This is a genomic window from Halococcus sediminicola, assembly GCF_000755245.1.
Classification (GTDB): domain Archaea; phylum Halobacteriota; class Halobacteria; order Halobacteriales; family Halococcaceae; genus Halococcus; species Halococcus sediminicola.
Map to the genome: position 1 here is coordinate 45,280 of NZ_BBMP01000001.1, position 23,516 is coordinate 68,795.

The 23,516-nt window shown below is 56.0% G+C and carries 20 protein-coding genes and 2 pseudogenes; 4 read left to right on the forward strand and 18 right to left on the reverse strand.

Features of this window, described 5'->3' with window-relative positions:
- Positions 1-111 precede the first annotated feature (111 nt).
- From ACP97_RS00230 to ACP97_RS00240, 3 genes are all read right to left on the reverse strand, one after another.
- A complete protein-coding gene (locus tag ACP97_RS00230; RefSeq protein WP_237561012.1) occupies positions 112-1,170 on the reverse strand; it encodes a nicotinate-nucleotide--dimethylbenzimidazole phosphoribosyltransferase in 1,059 nt (352 codons plus the stop codon).
- A gap of 260 nt (positions 1,171-1,430) precedes the next feature.
- Positions 1,431-2,618 (reverse strand): cation:proton antiporter, encoded by a 1,188-nt coding sequence (locus ACP97_RS00235; protein WP_049995841.1) that lies wholly within the window; start codon positions 2,616-2,618, stop codon positions 1,431-1,433.
- Complete coding sequence (locus ACP97_RS00240; protein WP_049995842.1) at positions 2,619-3,143, reverse strand: cation:proton antiporter regulatory subunit; 525 nt, start codon at positions 3,141-3,143, stop codon at positions 2,619-2,621.
- Positions 3,144-3,481: 338 nt separating this feature from the next.
- On the opposite strand from ACP97_RS00240, the gene ACP97_RS00245 reads away from it, so the two are divergent.
- On the forward strand, positions 3,482-4,366 hold the full coding sequence (locus ACP97_RS00245) for an MOSC domain-containing protein (protein WP_049995928.1): 885 nt from the start codon (positions 3,482-3,484) through the stop codon (positions 4,364-4,366).
- 111 nt (positions 4,367-4,477) lie between these two features.
- Here the strand turns inward: ACP97_RS00245 and ACP97_RS00250 are convergent, their stop codons facing one another.
- The 3 genes from ACP97_RS00250 to ACP97_RS00255 all read right to left on the reverse strand — a co-directional run bounded on the left by ACP97_RS00250 (position 4,478) and on the right by ACP97_RS00255 (position 6,366).
- A complete protein-coding gene (locus ACP97_RS00250; RefSeq protein ID WP_237561014.1) occupies positions 4,478-5,341 on the reverse strand; it encodes an amidohydrolase family protein in 864 nt (287 codons plus the stop codon).
- Positions 5,256-5,765: an amidohydrolase family protein gene (locus tag ACP97_RS21120; protein ID WP_336884744.1), complete on the reverse strand. Its 510-nt coding sequence runs from the start codon at positions 5,763-5,765 to the stop codon at positions 5,256-5,258. Before ACP97_RS21120 ends, ACP97_RS00250 begins: the two co-directional genes overlap by 86 nt.
- Before the next feature lie 196 nt (positions 5,766-5,961).
- Positions 5,962-6,366, reverse strand: coding sequence for a hypothetical protein (locus tag ACP97_RS00255; protein WP_237561021.1), 405 nt, complete (start codon positions 6,364-6,366; stop codon positions 5,962-5,964).
- Here ACP97_RS00255 and ACP97_RS00260 point away from each other — a divergent pair.
- Positions 6,326-7,495, forward strand: a pseudogene (locus ACP97_RS00260) (IS701 family transposase). The gene ACP97_RS00255 and the pseudogene ACP97_RS00260 overlap by 41 nt on opposite strands.
- Before the next feature lie 615 nt (positions 7,496-8,110).
- Here ACP97_RS00260 and katG read toward each other — a convergent pair.
- The 4 genes and pseudogenes from katG to ACP97_RS00275 all read right to left on the reverse strand — a co-directional run bounded on the left by katG (position 8,111) and on the right by ACP97_RS00275 (position 11,961).
- A complete protein-coding gene (gene katG / locus ACP97_RS00265) occupies positions 8,111-10,273 on the reverse strand; it encodes a catalase/peroxidase HPI (protein WP_049995844.1) in 2,163 nt (720 codons plus the stop codon).
- A 228-nt stretch (positions 10,274-10,501) separates the two neighbouring features.
- Positions 10,502-10,672, reverse strand: a complete 171-nt coding sequence (locus tag ACP97_RS20220; RefSeq protein WP_202593517.1) for a hypothetical protein — start codon at positions 10,670-10,672, stop codon at positions 10,502-10,504.
- 33 nt (positions 10,673-10,705) lie between these two features.
- Positions 10,706-11,102: pseudogene (locus ACP97_RS00270) on the reverse strand (type II toxin-antitoxin system death-on-curing family toxin).
- A gap of 88 nt (positions 11,103-11,190) precedes the next feature.
- Complete coding sequence (locus tag ACP97_RS00275; protein WP_049995845.1) at positions 11,191-11,961, reverse strand: recombinase family protein; 771 nt, start codon at positions 11,959-11,961, stop codon at positions 11,191-11,193.
- A gap of 195 nt (positions 11,962-12,156) precedes the next feature.
- Between ACP97_RS00275 and ACP97_RS00280 the strand changes: the two genes are divergently transcribed.
- Positions 12,157-12,312, forward strand: coding sequence for a hypothetical protein (locus ACP97_RS00280; protein WP_154019862.1), 156 nt, complete (start codon positions 12,157-12,159; stop codon positions 12,310-12,312).
- A gap of 458 nt (positions 12,313-12,770) precedes the next feature.
- Here the strand turns inward: ACP97_RS00280 and ACP97_RS00285 are convergent, their stop codons facing one another.
- Complete coding sequence (locus tag ACP97_RS00285) at positions 12,771-13,826, reverse strand: dipeptide epimerase (protein WP_049995847.1); 1,056 nt, start codon at positions 13,824-13,826, stop codon at positions 12,771-12,773.
- Positions 13,823-14,872, reverse strand: a complete 1,050-nt coding sequence (locus ACP97_RS00290) for a DUF1611 domain-containing protein (protein WP_049995929.1) — start codon at positions 14,870-14,872, stop codon at positions 13,823-13,825. Before ACP97_RS00290 ends, ACP97_RS00285 begins: the two co-directional genes overlap by 4 nt.
- A gap of 199 nt (positions 14,873-15,071) precedes the next feature.
- Here ACP97_RS00290 and ACP97_RS00295 point away from each other — a divergent pair, with 199 nt between their 5' ends.
- The gene (locus ACP97_RS00295) at positions 15,072-15,773 is read left to right on the forward strand and encodes a helix-turn-helix domain-containing protein (RefSeq protein ID WP_079977471.1); all 702 of its coding nucleotides are present in this window, start codon (positions 15,072-15,074) and stop codon (positions 15,771-15,773) included.
- Here ACP97_RS00295 and ACP97_RS00300 read toward each other — a convergent pair.
- The 6 genes from ACP97_RS00300 to ACP97_RS00325 all read right to left on the reverse strand — a co-directional run bounded on the left by ACP97_RS00300 (position 15,770) and on the right by ACP97_RS00325 (position 23,491).
- Positions 15,770-17,224 carry a sodium:solute symporter family transporter gene (locus ACP97_RS00300; RefSeq protein WP_237561036.1) on the reverse strand — a complete coding sequence of 485 codons (1,455 nt, stop codon included), beginning with the start codon at positions 17,222-17,224 and terminating at the stop codon, positions 15,770-15,772. The two genes, ACP97_RS00295 and ACP97_RS00300, sit on opposite strands and share 4 nt — an antisense overlap.
- A gap of 4 nt (positions 17,225-17,228) precedes the next feature.
- A complete protein-coding gene (locus ACP97_RS00305; protein ID WP_237561037.1) occupies positions 17,229-17,462 on the reverse strand; it encodes a hypothetical protein in 234 nt (77 codons plus the stop codon).
- A gap of 107 nt (positions 17,463-17,569) precedes the next feature.
- Positions 17,570-19,147 carry an N-acyl-D-amino-acid deacylase family protein gene (locus tag ACP97_RS00310; protein ID WP_202593519.1) on the reverse strand — a complete coding sequence of 526 codons (1,578 nt, stop codon included), beginning with the start codon at positions 19,145-19,147 and terminating at the stop codon, positions 17,570-17,572.
- Positions 19,148-19,642: 495 nt separating this feature from the next.
- The gene (locus ACP97_RS00315; protein ID WP_049995931.1) at positions 19,643-20,785 is read right to left on the reverse strand and encodes a DUF917 domain-containing protein; all 1,143 of its coding nucleotides are present in this window, start codon (positions 20,783-20,785) and stop codon (positions 19,643-19,645) included.
- 1 nt (position 20,786) lies between these two features.
- Complete coding sequence (locus ACP97_RS00320; RefSeq protein ID WP_049995851.1) at positions 20,787-22,388, reverse strand: hydantoinase/oxoprolinase N-terminal domain-containing protein; 1,602 nt, start codon at positions 22,386-22,388, stop codon at positions 20,787-20,789.
- The gene (locus ACP97_RS00325) at positions 22,385-23,491 is read right to left on the reverse strand and encodes a DUF917 domain-containing protein (RefSeq protein WP_049995852.1); all 1,107 of its coding nucleotides are present in this window, start codon (positions 23,489-23,491) and stop codon (positions 22,385-22,387) included. Before ACP97_RS00325 ends, ACP97_RS00320 begins: the two co-directional genes overlap by 4 nt.
- Positions 23,492-23,516 lie beyond the last annotated feature (25 nt).

Consider the following 23,516-nt stretch of genomic DNA (forward strand, 5'->3'; position numbering starts at 1 on the left):
GTCGCCCCGTATAACCAACGCAACGCTGCTGATCCTCATTTCTGCTCGAAAATTCCACCATCTAATTCTTGGCAAATTCCCGATACAAAGAAACGCCCATATGAATCGGAATCAGCCTATAAAGAGATGGCAACGGCTTCCTCTATCGAGTCGGTGAAACAACCGCTTGATATTCGATTCACCGATAGCGAACTTGAATCCGAACATGACCGTATTCTCTCGTTCATAGACGACCTGCTCGCGTATGTCCGCCATCGATACGCCAGCTCGGTCGGCCAGCGCCAGTGCGCCGCCCATCCCGACGCCCTCCTTGGCCTCACCGGCGACGTACGGGTTCATTGCTGAATGGTTGCGACGGTGGAAGTCCGGGTCGGTGACGGTCACGTCCAACGAGAGGTCATTCGCCAGTTCGTTCAGCCGTACCGTCTTGTCGTCGGCGATAAAAGAGGTCGTCGTGACCGAGAGCGTCGCGTCCACGCCTGCGTGTCGAGCGAGGGCGGCAGCGGCGATGAGCTGTGTCCCTCCGGCGAGTGTCACTGACGTATCGGTGGTCGTCGCTCCGACGGTCAATCCGGCCACAGCAGCGAGCACTGGGTCGCCGACGTGGCGTACCGTTTTCACCGGCTCGTCCGCGGTCTCGCCCGCCGAGAGACTACTCGCTGCCAACGCCTCGTCCACCACTGCTTGCTTGAGCGCGAACGGGTTCTCGGGGAGCGAGGGCGACACTGCGGCGCATTCGCCGAGCGCAGTGGTCGTGCCGCCGGGAATTGTCTCGCCGATCACGAGTTCGTCGTCCGGCAGGCTCCGTCCGAGCTGACGGGCAGCCTCGAACGTGTCCATTGCGGAATCGACGGGCCGAGGATGGCGGATATCTCTTCCAGGCATCGCTTCGAGGGCGACAGTCGGTGCACTGGTTGGACGAACGAGACCCGTATCGAGAGCCAGGGTATCGAACTCGATCAGTTCGCGGACGGCGCGTGTAATGACCGCAGGTGTCGGGCAGCCAGTCGGACTCATCGGTATGACTGGTGCCTGGACTGGCTGCCCATATTCCACGATCTCGAGGTCCGCGCTCGGAGTGTGGGCCATCAGATCGGGGTCCGCTCTGGCGGCACTGATCCCCTCGATGTGTGCGGTTTCAGTGGTGCCGGCGACCAAGACGAACCTCATTGGACGAACGATTCCATCACTGCGACCCTCTCCGTCGGTTGCGACTGGGCAACGTGTTCTCGGGCCAAGTAACCGTGGTTCTGGGTTGTGGCACCTGGTACGCTGTGGGAGAGGGCGGGGTTGCGGATAAATTCACGTGTCCTTACTAAGCTAAGCACGAGTAAATTAACCACTCATCGATTAACTCGGCCATGGTCTGGTGTTGCGTCTCAATTTTGCTGCCGACTGGATCAACCACTTTCTGAACGTCAATAAGTTGATCATGCAGGATATAGTCGCCTGAGAAAGTCTTCGATGGTATCTGCAGAGCTCATAAATGTCGTTCCAAGCACGCTCATGACAAGTACGTAGCCGACGGCGAGGGCGGGCAGGGTCTCGGTCAGTATCGGACCTGATCCCTGCGAAGCGGCAAGCGTGGCGATGATGAGCGAGAACTCTCCGCGAGTGACCATGCTGCAAGCGACCCGTACTGACCGACGCGAATCAAGATCGTACAACCGTCCGCCAAAATAGCCCGAAACGAGTTTTGTCGGCGTCGTGAGTACGATTACGAGTACGAGCGGGCCGGCGACTGCGAGCACCAATCGCGGATCGGTTGTCAGACCAATCCAGAAGAAAAAGACCGCAGCGAACACATCTCGAAGGGGCACGAGTAAATCCTCGATGCGTTCGATGTGTTCGGTTGAGCTAAATCCCATCCCGATGAAAAACGCCGCAACCGCCTCGCTGGCTCCAAGCGCGAGCGCTGTGCCCGCTACCAACACTGCGGCCGCCACCGTTCTAAGGACGAACAGCTCGTCCGATCCGGTGGCGAGAAACCGTTCAAACAGTGAGCTGCCGAAATAGACGACAAGAACGAGCACGACGAAAAATCCACCAACGACACCGACGTTCGTGAGAAGTGTTCCGAGGTCACCGCTTCCGCTCAACAGTGCTGCGAGTGTTGCCAGATAGACCGCGATAGCGAGGTCTTCGAAGACGAGGGTGCCGAGGATGGGACTGCTTTCGGCGTTGGCTATCCAGCCCAAATCGATGAGCGATTTGGTGATAACAGCGCTAGAGGAGATATAGACGATGCCGCCGAGGACGAGCGCCTCCAATCCACTCCAGCCGAGCGCCAGTCCGACGGCGATTCCCATGGGGAGATTGATTCCAATGTCGAGCAGGCCCACCTGCGTCATCCGTCGCCCGCTCGCCAGTAGCTGGTCGATGGAGAACTCAAGCCCGAGGAAAAAGAGCAAGAAGACAATACCAAGTTCGCCAGCCACGGTGATGACCTCGTTCGCACCGAGCGCGGGCAGTCCGAGGGAACCGATGACGAACGGATTGGCCACGAGACCGGCGATGATGTAGAACGGAATCACCGACTGATCGAGCGACTGCGCGACGGTGCCCGCGAGCGCAATGGCCGCAAAGGCCACCCCGAGTTCGAGTAGGATTTCTGCCATCTACCCCTCGGTGTCGGTGTCAAGGTCCGTTTTGTCGCCACCGTTGCCGGCAACCACTTCGTCGAGTCGCTGGCAGGCTTCGTGTGAACCGAGCACCACGAGCGTATCGTCCGTTTCAATAGGGGTGTCCGGGTCGGGGTTCGTGATGGTCTCATCGCCGCGCTGGACGGCGATGACCGAGACGCCGAGTTCCTGCCGAAGACGTGTCTCAGCCAGCGTCTCGCCGACGAGCGGTGATTCTTTGGTGACGCTCACCCATTCGATGAGCGTATCGTCTGATAATACTGTGTCGATGGTATCGGTGCGAATCGGCTGGAAGTACGCGCCTTCCATGATAGTTCCTACTTGACGAGCCATGCGATCGGTGAGTTCGAACAATTTTTCGGCGTCCTCGTCGGGATCATCGCGGACGAACAGCTCACGCTTGCCGGTATTGTGAATAACGATGATGAGCCGGCGCTCGCCGTCAAGTTCGACCTCGAACTTCTTGCCGACGCCCGGGAGATTGGCCTCGTAGATGGTCATACTGAAACTCCGGAAGCGGACGACAAAACAGTACGGTCCGAGAGCTGGAAGATATACTCCAACGCTTGCTGCGATAGGGATCGGCAGAAGTCTTGGTACACTGCTTGTAGCGGCTGATTATTGCTGACCTACGGCTTCTGGAAGGGTGATTTCTGAGGATTTTTGGCTAATCCCTATAGCAATATCGTTCTCGTTTCGTCCCTTCGTTTTCCACCTTTGAAATTCGACAGAGATCAGTCGGCCAGATTCCGCTCTGAATGCTCATTCTGACCTTAGGCGATAGCCAGTGGTCTCACACGAAACAACACCTAAGCGAGTTCGGTCCAATACGTCCCGTCATGGCAGCAGTCTCCCGGATTAGGCTGTATCCGGTCAAATCGTTGTCCGGTGTCGATGTCGATAGCGTGCCCATCTCTGATTCAGGGCGGATGCGATACGACCGAGAGTATGCCCTATTCAGCGAGGATGGAACATACGTGAATGGACGACAAAACAAACTGGTACACGAGATCAACACCACAGTCGATCTCTCGGCTAACACGGTCGAATTCAAAATCTACGATACGGACCGTACCTTCTCCTGCGGACTCGATGAAATCAACAGTAATTCGGAACTAGAAGAGTGGCTGACGGACTTTTTCGGCGAACCGATCACGGTCGAACGGGCCGAGCAATCGAACTTCACTGACAGCGCAGGAGGCATCGCCCCGATTCGAGTCACCGCCACGGGCCCTACTCTCGTCGGCGAGGAAACGTTGGCCGAAGTCGCATCGTGGTACGAGGACCTCGATGCGGACGCGATTTTCAGGCGATTGCGGACCAACGTCGTAATTAGTGGTGTCGAACCGTTCTGGGAAGACAAACTCTACTCGAACACGCCAGCCACACGTCGAAACCCCGGTACTGGAGTAGAGTTCACGGTGGGAAACGTCACTCATTACGGAATCATGTGCAAGCCGCGGTGTGTCGTTCCATCTCGTAATCCGGAGACTGGTGAGCGAAAAACGAATTTCGCAAAGAAATTCACAGAAAAACGGAAGGAGCGATTCCCCGAATGGGCTGATGTGGAGACGCTAGGGACGAACATGGACCGTGACGGGGTGAAAGATTACTACTATCTGACGGTCGTAACGCGAATTCCGTCGCGTGAGTCCGGCAAGGAGATCGCCGTCGGTGATGAGATCTCTATTGAGGGGGAAGTTCCCCTCTTGCAGACGCACTAGTTCTGACCTTCCAGCGTTTAGCCACTTCATCCGGACTACGGTTTTGCCGTCCGAGCGCGAGCGTGGTATCAGACGAAATCAGTCACCCAACCCCCATTCACACCGCTCATTTCATCTATCTCTATGAAAATTAACGGATCGAGAGCTATTCTGTCGTTCGACGACTGTCTCCCGCGGTTCCGTGCGCGCGATCGGTCGGCCATCTCTGAGAACGAGCGCACGCGGGGCGCGGGTCCGAAGCGTGTTGAACGCATCCGGGCTGTGGTAAAGCACGAGCGAACCCCTGTTCCCTTCTTCGAGGCCGTACTGCTCCGTGCCGAACATGTCGGCGTTCGCATCGGTCAGCATTTCCCAGATCGTCTGCACGTCCTCGCGGCCGTTCATGTGTGCGTAGTGGACTAAGAGATGAGCTGAGTCGAGCGGATCGGCTTTTCCGTAATGATACCACGGGTCCATCACCGAATCGTGGCCGATACCGACCGTCACGCCTGCCTCGTGTAGCTCGTCGATCCGCGTGTGTCCACGCCGGCGCGGATAGTCGTCGTAACGTCCCTGCAGGACGCTGTTGTCCGGTGGGTTCGTGATGACGCCCACGCCGCTTTTCGCTAGCAGTGAGATCACCTTGTCGGCGTAGGCGTTCGGGTACGAGTGCATCGCCGTCGTGTGACTCGCGGTAGTCCGTTCGCCGATGTCGTGATGGAAAGCTTCGCTTGCAAGCACTTCGGTCAGTCGGGAAGTCGGGTCGTCCGTCTCGTCGATGTGGAGGTCGATCTGCAGGTCGTGGTTTTGAGCGATCTCGACGGCAGTCTCGACTTCCTTCACCCCCTCCTCGCGCGTGTGCTCGTTGTGGGGAATGCCGCCGACGAGGTCCGGGCCCATGCTGGCGGCCTCACGGAGGAGGTCCTCGTTTCCTTCCTCCGTGAACACGCCCTCTTGGGGGAACGCAACGACTTGGAGGTCGACGATGTCGCTCACCTCTTCGCGGAGTTCGAGCAGCGCCTCGAATCCGGTGAGTGTGTTCGGTGACGTCGGCGTGCGTTCTGACCCGCGTCACGCCGTTGGCCGCGAGCCACTCGACGACCTGTTCAGCCCGCTCTTTGACGTCCTCGGTGGTGAGGTCCTGCTTTCGTTCCTCCCAGATGTCGATGCCTGCCGCGAGTGTGCCGACGTCGTTCCAGCAAGGGTCGCCGGCCGTGAGTGCCGCATCGAGGTGGATGTGTGGTTCGATAAGTGGAGGCGTGATGAACTTCCCAGCAGCATCGTAGTGCTGGTCATCGTCGAACGCTGTCGGGTCGCCCTCACCCGCTGGCACGATGCAGTCAATCACGCCCTCTTGAATCTCGATGTCCACCGCCTCATTGCTACGGGTGGTCGCGCCCGTCACGATGAACTCTGCCATGCCGTTGGTATGGCGGCCGCTGCGAAAAATGCGTTGTTGAAGAACTGAGGTCAGGTAGGTGGATTCTCACGTGCGACTAATCTCGAAATCTATACCGGTTGTCTGAATTTCGCAGATAGCTGTGCATGACGAATCCAGCCGTCTGAGATCAGAAGAAACGGATTTAGACCGTGAGAAATTCTCAGAGTTGATTCGATCATTTGTTTCCTCGTCCTGTCGATTTAGCTAGGGAGAAATGTGTCGAAAACACCAGGTAGTGACGTCGCTGCGAGAGCGAACAGAGGACGACGAGAACGAGGTTAATCGCGTTCGTGACGAGTCCGTTGGTATATTTGCCCATCGTCTCCTCGTCGTTGACCGCCCAGAATAACAGAGCAGTTGTGATCGGCAAGCTGATGATGCCGTCGTAGGCCGGGAAGGTAATGATCATCTCGACGACGCTCATCCCGGTTAGCGAAGCGATTGCCGGCGCGAGAACACCCAGAGCAGTTCCGACCAGGTATATTACTTGACCTCGCACGTTTATAAGTGGCCGCTGCGAACCGGTCGCTACGCGACCGATGATGCCGATCACGAAATTTCTGTCCTGCACGGATCTCATCGATGACTTCGAGTGCTTCTCGTATCAGTAGAAACACCACGCCAAAACCTACGTGACGGGCCTTATTGCCGGAGGCAATAAGACCGTCGAGAGCATCTCGAAACGCGTTCTTCAATCGAAGAGCGAACGCGCTCTCAACAACTTCCTGAATCAGTACGACTGGGACGAAGATCGCCTCAACCGCGAGCGGTTGACCGCGCTCCAACAGCACAACGAAACGCGGTGGTCACAGGACGGAGTCGTCATTATCGACGACTCCGTCACCCATCGAACCGGCGACCAACTGCCGAACGCTGGCTGGTTCTACGACCACGCGGAAAACGACACTGTTTGGGGCCAGAACCTCGTGTTCAGCCAGTACGCCGACGAGAAAACCACCTACCCGCTCGGCTTCCGTCTCTGCGAGAAGGAAGCCGAGACGAAGATCGACCACGCCAAAGCACTCGTCGATGAAGCTCACGAGATAGGTGTCCCGGCAGACACCTACCTCTTCGATTCGTGGTACTGTGCGCAGGAACTCGTCGAACACGTCGAATCGTACGACAAGGACTGATTTCCGTGCTCAAGAGCAATCACCACGTCGAGTACGGCGGCGAGATGATTCGCGTCGATGCGCTTGCCGAGCGCATCGACACGACCGAGCGGGAGGTCGACGGCGAGACCTACAACATCTGGACGAAGAAGCTGAACGTCTCGAAACTCGGCGAGAAGAAGATACTCATCTCGGAGAAGGTGACCGACGATGAGGACGAAGAGAATCCGGTGAAGTACCTCGTGATGAACAAGATCGACGCACCGACGACGCAGCTGATTCGCGTACTCGATGCGCTGGCGCATCGAGACGTTCTTCAGGGACAGCAAGCAGGACCTGGGCTTCGAGGACTGCGAGGTCGAGCGTGACGCAGGTGCCAATCGGCATAGGCACCTGCTCATGCTGGCCTACAGTTATCTTCGGCTGGGTGTTGCCGATAGCGCTCTGGGAACCGTGCTGTCACAAACGACGTCGCTGTGCAACGATCTCAAACACTCGCTGAAGGAAGCAGTGCAGAATCTGCTGTCGTGGACGCTGAACAACGCTGATCAAGGAGTAGACGGCCTCATGGATGAACTCGAGGGAGTCTTTATATAGGTGTGAGGCCCAGTGATTACTCATGCAATAAACACATAGTGGCATGATAGAAAATTTCAACCGTCCAACATCGTTTTCAGAACCAAAACAAGTACCCGACGGTTGAATATCAATTCGAAATCACTATATTTGCACGTCTACAACAGTCGCCCGGGGTCCACTTGGTTGGACTTCTCATCACCTCTAACCGGACCCCTTCAATTGACTGCGATAACGAGGGTGTCAACGATGCCGGCGGCTCTGTCTTCGGATGCATTCTATGAAATCGCGTAACCGGACAACCCATCACCGAAACTTAGATCCACAGCATTAGACATGTGAAAAGATTCAGCAAGTTTCAACGCCATGCTCTTTATATTGCTATCCGAGGCAGTGCTCTAGCGTCGCCGGCCACGCTCGCTATCGCAGTCTCCGGAAGAGTTCATAGAGTACACTCGTATAGGCTGTTATGAGAATGACTTATGTTCTCGCTGTGTCAAATCTGTAGCGGTCATCCCAATGAACCGGTTTCACCTAGTGAATGTGTCTATCTCTTTCGTTCGTGAGTGGTGTTCGGTAATTCTGAGCGGATCTGGCAACCATGCAATAGAGTAGACAATTCCGGATGCCAGATTGCTACTCGAGATCGAATCGGTCGAGCTGCATCACATTGCTCCAGGCGTCCACGAAGTCCTCAACGAATTGCTCTTCGGCGTCGTCAGCGAAGTAGGCATCTGCGGTGGCACGGAGGCGAGTGTTCGAGCCGAAGATCAGGTCGAGACGAGTGGCCTCCCACTCGACCTCGTCGGTGTCGCGGTCGCGGACTTCGAAGAGCCTGTTGTCTTCGTCGACTGGCTCCCACTTGTAGTCCATGTCGAGTAGGTTCACGAAGAAGTCGTTACTGAGCGTGCCCGGCTGGTCCGTGAGAACGCCGCGGCCGGTGTCTTGGTAGGTCACGCCGAGTGCACGCATCCCGCCGACGAGCACCGTCATTTCCGGAACGGACAGATTCAGTAGCTCTGCCTTGTCGACCATCCGCTCCTCCGGGGAGTCGTAGAGGTCGTCGTACTCGCCGCCGAGGTAGTTCCGAAACGCGTCGACCTTCGGTTCGAGCACCTCGAAAGACTCGACATCGGTCTGTTCCTGAGTCGCGTCTGTGCGACCGGGTTCGAACGGTACCTCGACGTCGTAGCCGGCGTCCGCTGCAGCTTCCTCGATAGCCGCGTTCCCGCCGAGCACGATGAGATCGGCGAGCGAGACGTGCACATCGTCGGAGCGCGAGTCACTGAATTCCGTCTGGACGGATTCGAGGGTTTTGAGAACCGTCTCCAGCTCCTCGGGTTCGTTGATCTCCCAGCTCCGCTGGGGTTCAAGACGGAGGTGTGCACCGTTCGCGCCGCCCCGCTTGTCGCTGTCGCGGTACGTGGAGGCCGACGCCCATGCAGTTTTGACCAGCTGGGAGCGTGAGTGATCCGAGGCAAGGAGTGTCTCTTTGAGTTCGTCGATCTCGTCATCGCCGACGAGTTCGTAGTCGGCATCCGGGACGGGGTCCTGCCAGACGAATGTTTCGTCGGGGACCTCCGGACCGAGGAATCGCTCGGGCGGGCCCATGTCGCGGTGGATGAGTTTATACCACGCCCGCGAGAACGCTTCTTGGAACTCCTCAGGGTTCTCCTGGAACCGTTCGAGGATCTCCCGGTAGTCGTCGTCGTGTTTCAGGGCGACGTCCGTCGTCAGCATCATCGGCTCTTCGGTCTCCGAGGCATCCCGCGCACCGGGTGCGTCGTCGATGTCGTCGCCGACCGGCTCCCACTGCCAGGCACCGCCGGGGCCCTTGACGGAGGTCCAATCGTAGTCCAGCAGGTTGTCGAGATAGTTCATATCCCAGATGGTCGGCGTGGCGTTCCAGGGGCCCTCGATGCCGCTCGAGATCACGTCGAGACCACCGATCTTGTCCCCGAACTCCTGGGCCCAACCGAGGCCCTGATCCTCGACCGGTGCTGCTTCGGGTTCGGGACCGACGTGCTCTTCGGGGTCGTCCGCGCCGTGGACCTTACCGAAGGTATGGCCACCGGCGATGAGCGCGGCGGTTTCCTCGTCGTCCATCGCCATTCGGCTGAACTCCTCGCGGATGTTCTTCGCGGATCCGTCGACGTCCGGTTCGCCGTACGGGCCCTCGGGATTCACGTAGATGAGGCCCATCACGGTGTTGCCGAGCGGGTCCTTGAGATTGCCGACTTCGCCGTCGTCGAAGCGCTCGGGCGAGGTCGTCTCCCACTCCGTTTCGGGACCCCACTCGACGACCTCGTTGGAGGTGAATGCGTCCTCACGGCCACCAGCGAAGCCGAACGTCTCGAAGCCCATCGATTCGAGGGCGACGTTCCCCGCGAGCACGATGAGGTCTCCCCACGAGAGCTTCTTGCCGTGTTTCTTTTTGACTGGCTGGAGCAGGCGACGGGCCTTGTCGAGATTTACGTTGTCCGGCCAGCTGCTCTCCGGCGGGAGGCGCTGGAGGCCACCGGCTGCACCGGCTCGACCGTCAGCAGTGCGGTACGTCCCAGCGCTGTGCCACGCCATTCGGATGAAAAACGGTCCGTAGTGGCCGTAGTCGGCCGGCCACCAGTCCTGTGAGTCCGTCATCACGTCCTCGATGTCTGACTTCACCTTTTCGAGGTCGAGCTTCTCGAACTCCTCGGCGTAGTCGAACTCCTCACCGTACGGATTGGTATCCGCAGTGTTATCGTCGAGAACGTCCAGTCGGAGTCTGTCTGGCCACCACTCTTGGTTGGACCATGTCATACCCATCTAAAATAGCGTATCGGCGTTAAGCCTGTTGACTTCGACCAATCCTTGTGGGGTTGAAGCCCGACGCGGTCAGTTTGCCGGAGGCGATTCGGACGGTTTCAGACAAACCCTTGTAGGATTGAAGCGACGAGCGTCAAGCGCGAGCCGTGTTTACGTGGGTTTTAGGGTGGCGAAAAGATGATGCCTGTCTGAATTCGGAGAAGACACAAGAGATATTGCGAGCTATTCGGTTTCAAGCGCGGCGTAGATGTCGGCATGACGCTCTGCATCGAGTTGTCCCATCTCGAGTGCGATCTCGTGGCGTTCTTCCTCAGTGGTCGCCGAGTGGTAGCGCTCGTACAACTGGCGAACATCGTCGTCGGGCTCGGTTGAGGAATCAACGCTCGATGCCATGTTTCTACCAAGTATATTCATTGCATCCACTAATCAGTTGCGACGAGCACATGCTCGGAAGTAGATGACAACTGTCTCGGTATCAACCTCAGCTTCGTCGGTTGCAAAACGGTGTAGTAGGGCACGGATTTCATCACCGTATTCGAACCTATACCCGTTCAGCATGTAGAAAACGACCCCTGTACGGAGTGCTGTTCGTTTGTTCCCATCGACAAACGGATGATCTGCAACGAGTAGTCGCATCAGCTGGACTGCTTTCTGGTGGAGTGAGTCCGGTACCTCGCCGAAGAATCCCTCAGAGACGTACTGGAGAGCTGATTCGATCGCGTCCTCCGACCTCACTCCTGGTTCAGTGAGGTCACTCTCCGTGACGATCTGTGTGGAGATCGAGGATCATTTCGACGGAGGGGTACACGAACTCGTCAGTCACACTCGTGGTTTCTTTCTAAGCTCGCATAGGCGTTTCTGACCGTCATATTTGCTTCGATAGAGTTCTGATCAGGTCATATAGCGAATTGTCACTTGAATCTCACTCCCGTTCCACTCGGTGCCGAGTCTGGGGAGGACCGGAGTTCGTCGAGAGCACGGTCGAGATGGTCGTCAGTAGCCACGCCGTCGAGATAAATCGCGCGGCGCTGTTCGTCTTCGAACAGCCGAACGAGCGTGCTCCGTGGAATCCCCGAACTCTCAGCGACGGTTGATTTCCGTTCACCATGCTTGATACGCAGGAGCGCCTCGCGGGTCTCGAGGAAGTCGTCGGTATCGATGTGGAGGATGCTATTTTTGTCGATCACGAAGCCTCGTGGCGGTCGACCAGTCCATGTCCCAGCCCGCTGGGCGGCTCGAATTCCTGATTGGATACGGTGGAGGTTCTGTTCGTGCTCGATCTTGGCGAGGTCACCCATGATGCTGGCGATCATAGTGTAGACGGTTCGCTGGATGGGTGGATCGTCGACGTGAATCGAGAGACCGAGATCGAGCGATTCAACGATTGTCTCTCGATCCATGCAATGCTGGATGAATCGATGAATTTCGCCAGCACCGAGCCGCGAGAGTCGTGAGAGTTCGTGAACCGCGACGAGATCGTAGTCACCGTTCTCGATAGCTCTGTCGAGTTTGCGGTACTGTTCGCCACCGTGTTCATCGATTCCTGAGACAACGTCGGTGTATGTGTCGATAGTTGTGGCCTCGGGGAACTTCGAGGCGATGTGTTCGTGGCACTCATCGAGTTGTCGCTGGAGGTCCTGTTCGGGGGTACTGACACGGGCGTAGATAGCGGCTGACTGCACTGTTGAGGATGTAGCCAAAGACGGATTAACTAACCAGAACTCCGAAACGGAGCCAGTGCGAGCCTATCCCCTGAGGTATAATGGCCTTCGCCCACTACTTGGAGATCTGAGCTTCAGTAAGCCATGAAATTGCTAGCTCACGCGAACCAGAACCCCATCGAGAACCGAGAGACGCCACCAGAAGGAGGCGATAACATGCCCTGGGGAGTCCATTCTGAGTACTCCAACGACGAGGATCCAGAGGTCGACATCGATGAGGAGCAAGAAGAAGTCGACCGAACAGAAGAGGGATCCGAGACGACCGAAGACTTCGACATCGATGACGCGATCGGGAATCTGAGCCCGGACTGAAGCAGGGTTCAGCTGCCGGCCATGATTTCAACCAACTCAGTGACCTCTCGCCTGAAAGCACAGCAAAGAACTCGGCCAGCACCTCTCTCGTATCTACAGATTGTCGCCAGAATCACTTAAAGAAATATCGAATGGCCACTGCTCTGCTCTCTGTGCGGATTCACCGTTGTAACTGCGAAACAAGTGTACTCAGGATTAGAGAGCTAAGCACGAGTAAAATGCGGTGGACTTCAGTAACTTTTTGCGTTCGTAGCGGGGTGTGTATAGTCGGATTCGTCGAGAGCCTCAGAAATGGTGGGCACAAGAAGGGAGGAGAGATTCTCTCGTAGCGACTGTCGCTTGCGAGTAGCTGGAACTCCAAGCCATTGAATGTGTTCGGTAGTGATTGAAACGACAGTTCTCGATAATCCGACTGTTCTTGTTTTCTGTTTCTAGATCCAATTTGGTTTTCTAACCAGCTACAATTGTGGGTTGACACCATGTCCTGGACCAGACGGTGCGATCTCAGGAGTGTTATTGGTTTCAATAATATCATTGGCTATGAGCTTATTCCCATCCAGATCGATATATGAAAAACCCCCTCTCCCTGAAACGAAATGGGCGCTCGTGTGAATACCAATAGCGCTTTCCAGCATACACCCGATCATCAATTCACGACCAGCCGCCTGAGCGATTGAGGCAATATCAGCAGCCCTCAACAGCCCTGATTTACCGAGCTTGATATTGATGATATCAGCAGCATCTTCATTGATAACACGGAGTGCGTCTGCTGGAGAGAAAACTGTCTCGTCAGCAGCGATTGGAATCGAAATCTTAGCTCGAATATAATTCAACCCTTTTAAATCGGTTTTCGACACCGGCTGTTCAATAAGCGAGATGTCGATGCCAGTATCTGCTACCTCACGAGCAAACTGGCATGTCTGGGCAGGCGACCAACCTTGGTTCCCATCGACTTTCAGCTCACATGTACTAGCGACGTCAGCTACCGCTTCGATACGATTGAGGTCCCTTTCGATTGTGGTACCGGTCTTCACTTTTATCTCAGTATAGCCTTGGTTAACGGCTTCCCGAGCACGCTCGCGAGCAGCATTTGGCTCCACAATGGGTATCGTGAGGTCCGTTGAGATTGGTTTTGGGGAGCCTCCAAATAGCGCCGCTAGTGGAAGATCGAGTTCGCGACAATAGGCGTCCAGAAGTGCTGTCTCAAGTGCAAACGTGGCCGAGACCATTCCTGGAAACGTCTGATGTAGTTCTTCTATTAGATTCCGATAGTCAGTAAGGTCTGCCCCGTTTAGGAGGTCTGTCGCAGCACGAACCGTTTCAACCGCGGCATCTTGTGTTTCACCAGTAACTGGGGGCAAGGGTGATGCTTCACCGATCCCTGTCGTTCCACTCTCTGTTCGTACCTTGACAAGAATGTTGGATGCTTTGTGCTGAGTTCCAAGCGCAATTTCAAACGGTTCTTCTAGTGGGAGATCCAGCGGTTCCACAGTAATTTCTTCGATAGTTATCATTGTTCTATGGTTTCCTGGATGGCATCCATTAGCTTCTCGGCTCCATTTGGGTGGTAAACGTTTGCTACGGGGTATTGGTGATCTGTTTCATGAACTTCCGGATCAGCCCATGTTGAAATTCCGGCAACTGATCCCTTGGAAATCCTTTCGATATGTGAGATCTCCTCTTCAATACCTGCAACTGTGAACTGCTCGAAGTGTGTTCGCTGAGTCCTGCTTGGTTCATCAGCGACGACAACTGCATCAGGCCACGCACCGTGCAAAATTCCTAGTGTGACTGCTGAATAGGCACGGTGGGTCAACGCTGCCTGTCCTTCAACCAAAACGAAATCGTGTTCTTCTGCAGCGTCGCAGACGAGATCTTCAACCACACCAGCCGTGAAGTCAGCAGGAACACGATCAATCACTACTCCCTCGTGAGCACCGATCATCTGTCCTGTTTGCCCAGTAGCTACCCAGGCTGCATCGATACCTCTCTGTTTTGCAGATTGGTACAGTTCGAAGGTGGTTGTTCGCTTTCCAACTGCACAGTCTGTTCCCATAACGAGTACTATCGGCACGTCAATTTCGTCAACACGTCCGTCCCCAACTCGAAGCTGGTCTGAATCAGGCGGCTTACGAACATCGAACAATTGCACGTTGCACTCGGACGCTAACTGACGCCACTCTGGCTGATCGTTCAAAAAGACATGAAGGCCGGAAACAATATCGCAGCCTGCACGCATCGATTCTTGAATGTCGGCAACCCACTCCTCTGGTAGAGTTCCACCAGCGGGTGCGGTTCCGATAACAAGAGCTCCGGCTTCAGGGGCTATTTCTAGGGCACGAGTCACAGACTCTACAATCGGAACATCATCGATATGCTGATTCTCAAGAACCTCTGGAACAGATTGGCCTGCAGTTTCGGAATCGATGATTGCCTTTACGTCAAAGATCTCGCTGTGCATAACGACTCCATTAGCAGTTTTCCCACCAGGCTTCCCAAATTCTCCTTCTGCAAGTACGATTGTTGGGACTGAGGAACCAACTGTCTCACGTAAACTCACGGGCATATTCCCATAGTGCACAGTAGAATGCAAAACTCATACCCCTTCTATAATGGGGTCGTAAACAGACCATGTTGATTAGAGCAAGGCTGAAGACCACTGAAGGCGCGTTCCGTAGTGATGTACTGTGACCAACAGACACGAACCACAATGGAAGCAGGTATAGACGATCCGTTCCCTGTCTCGATCAACTTCGACTATGTCATCAACTAAAATTTCCCCGTCACGGTTAGAGTTAGAGATCTGGCATCCGGATTGCTGGACTCTAGAAGTTACGCAGGAAGCCGATGCTGGACTTATTGCGCATGGTGTTTACACTATTGGTGATCTTGTCAATGCACGCATCACAGCGTTTGGTGGTTCAATGTCCCAAATTAATTCGCTTGTCAACGAGATAAAACGATCCCAGCATACCCAATCCGTTCAGAAGATAACATCAAAATTTCATGCACGGGCTACCCAGCCTATCCCTGGTAATGTTTCGCAAGACCTGCTGGTCTCGTACCACGAGAAACAAAGCATTCACAATCCATTTATTCTCCGAGGATTCATACCTGACGAACCAATACAGATTGAAGACGGATTTGAAGTATGGACGGTTGTCACGAACATTTCGCGTTCGAATGTTCAAGATCAGCTCGAAGAGATTAGAGTTGAAATGAACGCTGAAATCGAGATAAAGAGCATCACGAGTCAGCACGCAGTAGAATCAATCACTAAACCGGAGGGAGAACTTTCTGCCCGTCAGCAAGAGGTTTTTACCCTTGCTCAAGACCAAGGCTATTACGAGTGGCCTCGAGCAGTGTCTGCAGATGATCTTGCAGCTAAGGTTGGCATTTCAAAAACAACGCTTCTCGAACACCTTCGAAAAGCTGAAGCGAAGCTTCTTGATCCTGATTAGGTTTCGCGTGCTCCAAAATATGTTTGGAGTACTTCTTTAGATGGGGGTGCAGTCACAAGGCTAACAGCAACTGTTAGCACGAATGCTATAGTGAGTGTAATACTGATCGGGCTTCCCCCGATTACACCCGGACCCCATTGTTTGAGACCAATGTATGACAGAAGCCCAACTAGCGACCCGATAAATGCCCCATATTTGTTCGTCCGGGGCCAGAACATACCGAGCAACAATGGTGGAGCAAGGCTCGTCGCGAGACCTCCAATTGCGAATACGACGATAACCTGAAGAAGAGGTGGTTCGACAATTGCGATGAGCATACCAATCAAACCAACAGCTGCCGTGATTCCTCCCGATAGGTATTTACGACCGTTAGCGGAGAGATCTGGATTGAGATAGTCTTCGTAGATGTTCACCACTACTGCAGAACTTACCAAAATGCTCATTGAAGCTACCGTTGTTTGCGCTGCGCCTACAATACCCGCAAGTACGATTCCAGCAAGTGGATCTGGGAGAGTTCCGAGTGCGAGCGATGGGATGTTTTGATCAGGTGCGATTCCTGCTGGATTCAGTGCTTTTCCAGCACTGCCTGCAATCAAGATGACGATTGACCAGAGGAATACGATCCCAACACCTAGGCCGGCAGATCGTCGAAGCGTCTTGCTTGAATCCATCCCAAGCACACCTTGTAGCGCATGTGGGAGGCCCAATAATCCAATAGTGAACGTGACCCACAAAGAGAGATACTGAAACCATGGGATTCCACGTCCAGGTGGTATTAGCAACTGGGGATCGATCTGCGAGATCGAGGGATAAATGCTATCTACACCGAATATACTTGCTCCTAAGAGTGCCAATGTGCCGAGTGTCATCACTGCTCCTTGAATAATCCCGATCATACCCGCTCCTCGCAACCCACCGAGAGAGGTATATAGAATGATGATCCCGCCGAAGATCAATAGTGAGACAAGATACGACAAGTCCGTCACGGCTGCGACGATACGAGCTCCACCAACAAACTCTGCAGCAAGGTACGCTTCTAGAAAGATCACAATCGCTAGCGCAAGCGTTAGAACCAGTGGTGTATAGGCCTCATACCGTTCTTTGTAAATGTCTATGAGCGAATTAGCATTGATGCGACGCGAGACTACGGATACTTTCTTTCCATAAATCCCTAACAGATACAGATTCATCGGCCCTTGAGCGAGGATGAAGATGCCGAATGCTGGGCCGAATTCCCATATAAAGCCCGGTGTACCAATAAAGGTACCAGTACTCACGGCTCCGGCTGCAATTAGAATTGCAGTAACGAACATACCGAGATCACGATTCCCAACGTAGAACTCGCTCTGGTAGTCTTCTACGTCAACACTACGAAGCCGTCGAGAGACCCAGTAGGTTGCCAAAAGTATGACTGCAATATATATCGCGAAGGTGATTTGTACAATGTCCATTATATCACCTCCACGCTTCCAGAGACGCATCTTCTATGTATCCAAGGCCGATCAGCATTCCAATGACAAGGAATACGCAGGCACCGACGATTATGATGAAGAAGTAAGTCGGCATTCCAAACAAATAGCTGTACCCGCCAGTAGCGGTCATAGTACCCCACGCAGAGATGCCGACGAAGAAGACTACCGTTGATGCCATATACGCGAAAATAACTTTCGCCTCCTGTCGTGCTTGCACAAATCGCGGATCGCGCTCGATACCATATTCTTCCAACAAAGAATCCGAGCTGCTGTCCACAACGCGATTCGATGACTGTGTTGTGGATCGTTCTTCACTTGGCTGGTTCATGAGACGATCACTTCACCAGGTTTGTTTTTGGTCACATCGCTTTCTGCAACAACTGCCTCTCCGTTGACAAACACGTGTGAAATCCCTTGTGGGTACTGACGCGGATTCTCATAACTGGCGGAACTTGAGACGACTTCTGGGTCGAAAACAACGACATCTGCATCCATACCTGGTTTGAGAACTCCCTTACCGTCAATTCCCATCGCTCGAGCAGGTAGCGCAGTCATCTTTCTGATGGCTTCTTCGAGAGTGAGTAGGTTTTCGTCCCTGACATAGTGCCCAAGAATCCGAGGGTAGCTTCCGTAGACTCGAGGATGAGGCTCACCACCGAACAGTCCATCTGTCCCTATTGCTACCAATTCATGAGATAGAATCTCACGAACATCATTTTCAGCAAGAATCTTCACTCGCATACTGACGCTGAGTTCGTTTTCAATAAGGAGATCGCAAGCTACGTCAATCGCTGGCTGTTCTTCTTGAGTGGCGATTTCAGCTATACTCAGCCCCTCCTGTTCCGGGGTTTCGGGGGCACTCGTAACGTGGACGTTGTCCCATCCCGCCAATCCAGCGAAATTTTCCCATCCTTCGATTCGCCACTCTTCAATATCACGTCGCATTCGCTCACGGATCTCCGCTTCACCTAATTGGGCTATCAACTCGTTAGGGCCCTGAGAATGCACCCAAGGCGGGAGAACAGCAGACAACATCGTACTCCCTGAATCGTACGGGTACTGCTCGGCAACGATATCAACACCTCGCTTGCGTGCCGTCTCTAATTGCTTGACTGCGTCTGTGGTCCGTCCATGTTGCTGTGTTCCAGCGAGTTTGAAGTGAGAAAGATGCAATGGAATATCGTACTCAGCCCCAATATCAATAAACTCATCAAGTGCTTCCCAGATCCAGCGACCTTCGCTTCGAATATGCGCAATAAACGGTCGACCATAGGGAGCAAGGCACTTTGCAAGTGCTGCTACTTCCTCTGTTGACGCGTAGGTCGCTGGTGTATAGATGAGACCTGTCGAGAAGCCAAGTGCACCGTCTTCAAGTGCTTCGGTTACGAGATCTTGCATCTCTTCGAGTTCGCTCTCTGAGGGAGTGCGGTCATCCATCCCCAAGACGTTGAATCGTGCGGTTCCATGCCCGACGAGCATTCCTACATTAGGCGCAATTCCGTTGTCACGAACGGCACTGAAGTAATCGGGAATACTTCCCCAGCTCCAATCGACAGCCACGTCTCCCGCAAGTGCGCTCAGCTGAGTTTTCCATTCTTCAGCACCTCCTTCTCGATACATTGGGGCCATTGAGAATCCATCTTGTCCCAATATCTCTGTGGTAATTCCTTGCTTAATCTTCGGAGCTAAAGTGGGATCTTGGAACAACTGTAGATCCGAGTGAGAGTGAGTATCGATGAAACCCGGAGCTATGATGCTCTCTTCAGTATTGATTTCCACGTCACCTGTAAAATCTGGGTCTGGTTTGCGGCTTATTTCCGAAATCTCTCCACCTACGATACCGATAGATCCTCGGAACCAGGCTGATCCAGTTCCGTCAACAATACGGCCATTCTTAATCACTACATCCAATACCATTTCGTTCCAAACAAAACGCGAATGTGGTTGTTAATCTCACCCCTATCATAATCGGGTTAGGGGTCTAGGGGAAAGCAAGCGTTAGTTCGCAATTGCGTTAGACGTATTGCTCTCTAATTACTTGGCTTTGCACATTGAGGTGAAGCCGACGACAGCTTGTTCCGCCAACTGCCCAAGAACCCCATCTGGGACGCGGTCGACCACGGCGGACGCGACGTGACGGTTCGGATCAGCGACCTCGACGAGGGTTCTACGTCGCGGACGACGGGCCGAGAATCGACCGTGACCGGTGAGGCGACGTGCTCAGCATGAGATACTCGACCGCTGACGGGGAACCAAGCTCAGTTCTCTCTCGTGAACTGAACCGCCGACGCCCACGGTTGGGATGTGCACACCGCCGATAGGCCGAGGACGGTGCGCGGTTTGAGGTCACCGGCGTCACCGTGGTCGGCGATTGACGTTGTCTCATCACCTCACCGGTCAGTTGAGCAAATGCGCCTTCTCGGTGGGGACGCCGTGCTCAGCGTAGTACTCGGGGTACCGTCGTTCGAGTTCGACGTACTCCAGGTCGTATCCGAAGTACTCCGGCCCCCAGACGTTCAGCGCCTCGTCGCTCCGCATGATATTCGGGGTTGGTATTCCGAACACTCGGACCCGATAGCCGTACCGAAGCGACTCCGTGGTCACGGGGCGTCCGGTCTCGCGTTCGAGAACGACAATGAGGTCTGGAACGCTGGCGAGTACCTCCCCATTGCGGCGCGCGATCAGGTTCTCATTCTGGATGTCGATCCGGAGGCGCTCGCCGTCGTGGTCGCCAAGCCCGTCAATGTCGACGTGTCCAACCGCGAACCCGCCCTCAGTCCGGCGTTGCACGTCGACAATCTTCCCCTCGAACAGTTCTACCGCGCGGCCGTAATTTGACTCGCCGGTGACCCGCTTGAACGACTCGATTGGGTCGTCGTCCATCGGGTCGCGGATGGCTGACCCGATCTCAGTGCCGAGGCTAATCGTGTTCGGAATACTTGTCTCCGCGACCGTCTCGCCGATCATCGGATAGTCACAGAGGAACGACGCGCCGCCCATCTCTATCGTGACCGCGCGGGCGTACCGTTCGAGCGATTCGTTGTCCTCGGTCTCGAACAGGGTCGCGTCTCCCTTCTCATTCGAGATGACGGCGGGCGTGCCGTCGACGCCGTAGACATTCCACGTCTCGTGGTGGAGTTCCGGAAACGCCCGGCCCATGCCGTCGGCGTCGACCAGTGGCAGACCGAGTCGAGCCGCGACCGTGAACGGAATGGTAGAATTCATACCGCCGCACTCGATGGGCATGGTCGCGTACACCTCCTGCTCGAACTCCTCAGCGAGGCGTTCGAGCGACCGAATGGCCTCTCGGCCCTCAGGCAACTTCTCCAGAATGACAGTCGGCGCACCCATCATCGCCGAGGGGATTACGAGCGCGTCGTTCGGGACTTCGTCCGGGTCGAGCAGTTCGACCGGGCCGTGTTCCTTGATGGCCTGCTGGGCCATCAGCTTCCCCACGTGCGGGTCCCCGCCGCCGCCTGTCCCGAGGACCGCCGCGCCGACCGCGAGATCTTCGATATCCTCGGTGGTGATTTCTCGCATCCTACGCACCACCGCCCCGCTCACGGGGGTCGCTCTCTTCCACGACTTGCTCGACCTGCTCGCCGATCTGAAGGTCGCCCGCGGCCTGTACACGCAAGCGGACGGCGTTGCCCGGCAGGTACGATAGAGGTACCTCCTCGAGGTCGACGATTTCGAGCGTGTCGGGGTCGGCTCCGGCCTCGACCGCATCGACGTGGGCGAGGTCCTTCGCCTCCGCGAGCGCCTCCTCGCGCGACTGCTCGTCCAGCGAGAACACCCGGTCGATGTGGCCCGATACCTGCGCGATGGCCGCGCCGATGGCGTTTGCCACCTCGAAGTTGTCTGGTTTCTCAACACGGGACGCACCCGCGAGGTCGTCGGGCAGCAGGATGCTCCCGCCGCCCACCACTGTGACCGGCACATCGTCCGGGCTAGTCTTCACCTCGTCAACGGTCCGCTCGAGCCGACTCGTCATGGTCGCCTCAACAGCCTCGACGAGATCATCGTCGAGGTCCGGCACAGTCGGCCCGAACGACGCCCGTCCGAGAGTGACGGCCACGTCCGTCGCGGTCGTCACGTCCCCGCCAAAACAGAGTGCCCGCGAGGTGAGGTCGTAGCCCACGCTGTCAGGGCCGACCGTCACCTCGCCGTCTTCCTCGCGCACGACGCTCCCACCGCCGAGGCCGACCGAGATGAGGTCAGGCATTCGGAAGTTGGTCTTCACGCCGCCGATCTCGACTGCGACTGCGCTCTCGCGCGGGAAGCCATCCGTGACCGCGCCCACGTCAGTGGTCGTCCCGCCCACGTCGATGATGATGCCGTCACGCATCCCCAAGAGGTACGCCGCGCCGCGGATGCTGTTGGCGGGGCCGCAGGCGACCGTGAAGATAGGATAGCGCTCGGCGTAGTCGACGCTCATCAAGGTGCCGTCGTTCTGACCGAAGTAGAACTGGGCGTCGAGGTCGTGTTCGACCATAGCCTTCCGGAAAGCGGTGCTGGCCTCTCGGATGACCTGGGTGAGCGCAGCGTTGAGCGCGGTGGCGTTCTCGCGTTCGAGCAGGCCGACGCTTCCAATCTCACTCGACAGCGAGATAGGCACGTCGTCCAGTTCCTCGCGGGCGATCTCGGCGACGCGCTCTTCGTGTTCGTCCCGGACCGGAGAGAACACTGACGTGACGGCCACGCTGTCGACCGTGTCGGCCTTCTCGCGGAGGAACTCCCGGACCGCCGCCTCGTCGAGGTCTGTGATGGGGTCGCCGTCGAACTCGTGGCCCCCCTCCACGATGATGGTGTGGTTGCCGACGGCTGATGCGAGATCGTCGGGCCACTCGAACAGCGGCCGGATGGCCTTCGTAGCTGGTGCGCCGATCCGGATTACCGCGACCTGATTCAGTTTCTCACGCTCGGTTACGGCGTTGGTGCAGTGGGTCGTCCCGAGCATCACGTGGTTGATCTCGTCCGTGTCCACGTCGTTGGTGAGGACTTCCTGAAGGGCCGCGACGATGCCGCTGGTCACGTCCTCGGTCGTGGGCGTCTTCGTCTTGGCAATCAAACTGTCCGACTCGTCGAGGACAACGGCGTCGGTATTCGTGCCGCCGACGTCGATTCCGATTCTGAAGCTCATTTGTCTGGATCGATGATGTCGCTGGTTTCTGCGCGCTGCTCGACTGGGACGTACTTCACGTCGTACCCGAAGAAGGGCGGACCGCCGAGTTCGATCCCGTCGTCGGTCCGCCACGGGTCTGCACACTGGAGGCCGAGCACGTCGACCCGGTAGCCGTACTTGAGTTCCTCAGTCGTGACCGGCGACCCCGTCTCGCTCTCGATGAGACAGATAAGATCGGGCGCGGTCGCTAACACTTCGTCGTCGGTCTCGGCGAGGAGGAACTCGTTCTGGAACCGGATGGAAACTTTATGGCCCGAGAACGAATCGAGTCCGTCGATCGTGGCTGTCCCCTTGGCGAAGCCCTCGGTTGTCCGCCGGTGTACGTCGGTGACTTTCCCGGAGAACAGGTGGTGACCGTCGAACGTCTTGGTGAGCACGTCGATGGGTTCGGCCGCCGTCTCGTCGAGGCTACGGATAGTGCGACCAATCTCAGCCGCGTAGCTCAGGCTCCCGTGGATGGTGTGGGCCTTCGTCTCCGCGCCCGTGTGGCCGTAGATGCCGATCATCGCCGACCCGCCCATCTCAACGCTGATCGATCGTGAGAACGTCTCCGTCCACGAGTTGTCGACAGTCTCGAGGAACACCGAGTTTCCCTTTTCGTCGGCCATCGACATCGGAGTCGCGTCGATGTCGCCGAGCGTGAGTGTGGTTTGGGGTATCTCCGGGAACGCCCGGCCCATACCGTCGGCGTCGACGATGGGAAGGTCCAGCGTCGCTGCGACCGCGAGCGGGACCGTGGAGTTCAACCCACCGGCCTCGATGCTCATCGTCGCGTACGCCTCTTCGCCCCGGTAGCGCTCAAGTGCCTCGAACGCCTCCATTGGTTCGGTCCCCCGCGGGATCTTCTCCAGCATTACTGTGGGCGCGCCCATCATCGCTGACGGGATGACGAGCGCGTCGTCCGGGATTTCGTCCGGATCGAGCAGTTCGACCGGACCGTGCGCTTCGATGGCCTGCTGGGCCATCAGCTTCCCCACGTGCGGGTCACCGCCGCCGCCCGTCCCGAGGACCGCCGCTCCCGTGGCGATGTCTTCAATGTCATTCGCTGCGAGTTCGCACATCAGTGTCTCCTCATCCGTTTGCGGA

What these genes read in the sequence shown, in the direction of transcription:
- ACP97_RS00320 (WP_049995851.1), bottom strand. Translation starts at nt 22,388, where the DNA reads ATGAGCTTCAGAATCGGAATCGACGTCGGCGGCACGAATACCGACGCC.
- ACP97_RS00285 (WP_049995847.1), bottom strand. Translation starts at nt 13,826, where the DNA reads ATGATAACTATCGAAGAAATTACTGTGGAACCGCTGGATCTCCCACTA.
- ACP97_RS00255 (WP_237561021.1), bottom strand. Translation starts at nt 6,366, where the DNA reads ATGAGATCCGTGCAGGACAGAAATTTCGTGATCGGCATCATCGGTCGC.
- ACP97_RS00230 (WP_237561012.1), bottom strand. Translation starts at nt 1,170, where the DNA reads ATGAGGTTCGTCTTGGTCGCCGGCACCACTGAAACCGCACACATCGAG.
- ACP97_RS00300 (WP_237561036.1), bottom strand. Translation starts at nt 17,224, where the DNA reads ATGGACATTGTACAAATCACCTTCGCGATATATATTGCAGTCATACTT.
- ACP97_RS00245 (WP_049995928.1), top strand. Translation starts at nt 3,482, where the DNA reads ATGGCAGCAGTCTCCCGGATTAGGCTGTATCCGGTCAAATCGTTGTCC.
- ACP97_RS00235 (WP_049995841.1), bottom strand. Translation starts at nt 2,618, where the DNA reads ATGGCAGAAATCCTACTCGAACTCGGGGTGGCCTTTGCGGCCATTGCG.
- ACP97_RS00295 (WP_079977471.1), top strand. Translation starts at nt 15,072, where the DNA reads ATGTCATCAACTAAAATTTCCCCGTCACGGTTAGAGTTAGAGATCTGG.
- katG (WP_049995844.1), bottom strand. Translation starts at nt 10,273, where the DNA reads ATGACATGGTCCAACCAAGAGTGGTGGCCAGACAGACTCCGACTGGAC.
- ACP97_RS00315 (WP_049995931.1), bottom strand. Translation starts at nt 20,785, where the DNA reads ATGCGAGAAATCACCACCGAGGATATCGAAGATCTCGCGGTCGGCGCG.
- ACP97_RS00240 (WP_049995842.1), bottom strand. Translation starts at nt 3,143, where the DNA reads ATGACCATCTACGAGGCCAATCTCCCGGGCGTCGGCAAGAAGTTCGAG.
- ACP97_RS21120 (WP_336884744.1), bottom strand. Translation starts at nt 5,765, where the DNA reads ATGGCAGAGTTCATCGTGACGGGCGCGACCACCCGTAGCAATGAGGCG.
- ACP97_RS00325 (WP_049995852.1), bottom strand. Translation starts at nt 23,491, where the DNA reads ATGTGCGAACTCGCAGCGAATGACATTGAAGACATCGCCACGGGAGCG.
- ACP97_RS00280 (WP_154019862.1), top strand. Translation starts at nt 12,157, where the DNA reads ATGCCCTGGGGAGTCCATTCTGAGTACTCCAACGACGAGGATCCAGAG.
- ACP97_RS20220 (WP_202593517.1), bottom strand. Translation starts at nt 10,672, where the DNA reads ATGGCATCGAGCGTTGATTCCTCAACCGAGCCCGACGACGATGTTCGC.